General features: G+C 73.4%; 1 protein-coding gene. It reads left to right on the forward strand.

The annotated features are described in order from the left end of the window. On the forward strand, positions 1-1364 hold a 1364-nt coding region (locus FL311_RS44705), incomplete at its 5' end, for a hypothetical protein (protein WP_194869641.1). Positions 1365-1430: the final 66 nt, after the last annotated feature.

The raw sequence follows: 1430 nt of genomic DNA on the forward strand, positions 1-1430 counted from the left end.
CTCATCCCCCCACCCCGGCCGCCCGTGAGCGCAACGCGGTGCAGCCGTTCAAGGAGCCCACCTCGAAGTCCCCGTCCCCTCCGAAGCCAGGGAGCACGTCCCGGGACACCGGCCCCACCGTGTCGGCCGGAGAGCTGACGGCGCTGGGTGGCAGGCTCCGGGCCCGGGGCGCGGAGGTCCCCGCGGACGTCTACCGGGACCTTCAGTCGAGACTGACGCGGAGCCTCGGCGACTGGACGGTCAGCGACGCGGACGTGCGCGCGGTGCACACGTTGTTGGGGCAGCTCCCGCCGGACGGCTACCGCGCCACCCTGGAGCGGATGGAGCGCGAGGGCCTCTTGAAGACCTTCCTGGCCGAGCAGACCCCCGAGGCGCGCGCGTCCTTCCTGGAGCAGGCCCACGCCAAGGGCACGCTCCAGCGGCTCGCGGGAGAGCCCGAGTCGGGACCGCTGGGCTACCCGGGCAGGCCCGCCTTCTTCCGCGATGACATGTCCCTGCCGGACTCGCTGCGCCAGGCCGTGAGCGAGCACGCCGTCACCGCGGGCAGGACGTACCTGGCCGACCACGCCGCCTATCTCGGCCGCTACGTCCAGGCCGTCGAGCAGTCCCAGGGGCTCCCCGAGCTGCGCAAGCTGGGCCCACCCCGGGAGGCGCGGCTGTCGGACTCGATGCTGGGGCTGTCGCGCGAGGACCCCCGGCGGGAGGCGCTCGCGAAGGAGTGGCGCCTGGCGGTGGGCACCGCGGGGTCCACGGGCTGGGTCTACCAGGCCATCAACGCCCGTCAGCGCGAGCTGCTCGGCGAGCGCCCCGGCGGCACCTTCTCCCTGAATGGCAAGGCGGAGCTGCAGCACGACCACCTCCTCGTGGGCGGCGAGGCGCGGCTCGACTCGCGGGGCCGCGTGGACCTGAAGTCCTCGGGCGGCGTGGCGCTCAAGGGCGGACCCGTGGGGCTGGAGGTGACGCGCGACTCGAAGGGCCAGCTCCAGTCGGAGGTGAAGGTGGACCTGGGCCTGTTCTCGGTGAGCCACTCCTCGGACGGCGACCTCAAGCTGTCCGTCGGCGTGGGCAAGCACGCGGGCAGCTACAGCAAGCTGAACCTGAGGGAGGCGGAGTTCGGCGGGGGCGTCTTCGTCGACGTGAAGGGACAGGGCAACAAGGCCGAGCTGCGGCTGGGCTACGAGATGAAGGGCCTCACGGCGAAGCGCGCGACGGAGGCCGTGGACCGCCAGCACGTGGGCCTCTTCGACACGCCGCCGGAGCTGGCTCGGGGAGTGGCCTGGGAGGCGCTCCCCGAGTCGAAGCGTGAACGCTACCTGCGCAACGGCTGGAACCGCGAGGAGTGGTCCCGGGCCCGGGGCACCTGAGTGCCTGGACAGCGTGCGGACCGGGGCTCCCCCGTCGCACCGGAGGGCAGGCGGGAGGGGGAGGCG

It is taken from the genome of Myxococcus sp. AB025B, from assembly GCF_006518215.1.
In the GTDB taxonomy this organism is placed as follows: domain Bacteria; phylum Myxococcota; class Myxococcia; order Myxococcales; family Myxococcaceae; genus Myxococcus; species Myxococcus fulvus.